Source organism: Psychrobacillus sp. (genome assembly GCF_056205495.1).
The window spans coordinates 1-1,618 of sequence record NZ_JBAEAP010000144.1; the positions used below are offsets into that span (position 1 = coordinate 1).

2 protein-coding genes are annotated in these 1,618 nt (G+C 32.3%); one reads left to right on the plus strand and one right to left on the minus strand.

Going from position 1 to position 1,618, the window contains the following annotated elements; genetic code table 11:
- Positions 1-280: DUF2614 family zinc ribbon-containing protein (locus AC06OU_RS04310; protein WP_475854210.1), on the minus strand; the 280-nt coding region annotated here is incomplete at its 3' end.
- 129 nt (positions 281-409) lie between these two features.
- On the opposite strand from AC06OU_RS04310, the gene AC06OU_RS04315 reads away from it, so the two are divergent.
- Positions 410-1,276, plus strand: coding sequence for a nucleotidyltransferase-like protein (locus AC06OU_RS04315; protein ID WP_475571056.1), 867 nt, complete (start codon positions 410-412; stop codon positions 1,274-1,276).
- Positions 1,277-1,618 lie beyond the last annotated feature (342 nt).

The window sequence follows — 1,618 nt, forward strand, 5'->3', positions numbered from 1 at the left end:
GTTCTTTACAATACATACACATATCTACTCTACCTAAAACTTTCGTATGTTTTCCGCAATTGGGGCAGACTACTTGAACGGCTCTAGTAGATAGTAAACCTATCCAGCCATAAACAACTGTACTTCCTATAATAGAAAGTAACCCAAGTGTCATGAAAATAGTTACTAGGATTGGGTTTTCTCTGAAAAATATAGCGCCGTACATAATGATAAAGCCAAAGAAAATTAAGCCAAGCGCAAAGGAACGGATTCGATTTATTTTGTTTTTATAGGGTTTCATATTTTTACCTCCTAATTGTACATACACTATAACATATTTTTATATAAAGGAATGTCCTAAAAGTTTAAAGAGGAAATATCAAATAATTGTCGAAGAATAATACATAAGTTTAAAAAGGAGGCTTTCACATTGGAAGCATTGTTAAGACCTATTTATCAAGAAAGAGCAAGTGATTCAAATACTTTAGGCATTATATTGATAGAAAAAATAGAAGAGGTCAGTCCAATTACGGATACTTTTGATTCTATATTATTTATAATAACTAAAGATTCCTCTAATCCTGTTTTTACAAAGCATTATACGTATAGCGACAAAAAGGCTGCTCTGCATATAATTACAGAAAAACAAATACAAAAATGGTTTATAGTTGGAGCCAACCCTAAGCTAGTAGATTGGATGATCAACGGCCGAGTTGTTTTTGATAGAAATGAATATGTAGAAAACCTAAAAAGGGAGCTCCAAGAGTTTCCGATAAATGGTCGGAACGTAAGGATGGGAATTGAATTTGCTAAGTTAAGTAGAAGTTATATGCAAGCAAAGGTGTTCTTTGAACAATTAAATTACCTAGATGCTTATACTCATATTGTAAACTCACTTCATCATTTAGCGAGATTAGCTATTATTGAAAAGGGAATGCACCCAGAGGTTATGGTGTGGAAGCAAGTAAAGCAATTAGATCCTTCTATATATAAATTGTACGATGAGCTAGTATCAAGTAGAGAAACATTAGAGAAGAGATTAGAACTATTATTTTTAGCTAGCGATTTTCTAATTCATTCTAGAACAAAGGATGGGGCACGCCATATAGTAGAAGTACTTTCTTCTAAAGAGTATTGGACCATTCAAGAGATTCATGAACAAGAGGAATTGAAAAACTATTCCGTAGATCTAGAAGTATTTATAGAATTCTTAGTGGACAAAGGGTTAATTATAGTCGAAAAACAACCGACGAAAAGTAGCCATATCGAGCATAGATACTACAAAGTTAAAGGGTGAAAACGAGTCAACAAAAAACGTTTTAAAAAAATACTCGTTTTTTGTTGACATATGTATTAAATGTGCGGTATTATAATAAGCGTCGTCAAAAACGAATTAAAAAACAGCAGAAACTTAATAAAAAAAGTTTTTTAAAAAACTTCTTGACTAGCCGGTTGAATGGTGATAAATTAGAGAAGTCGCAAAAAACGACAACGCAAAAATGAACATTGAAAACTGAACATGCAAAACGTTAAGACATACAGCATCAACAAGCTTCGGCTTGATTGACGCAAAACAATTTTTGACATCATTTAATGATGATGCCAGCAAAACAAAATGAGCTTTTTAAGTTCTCTATTA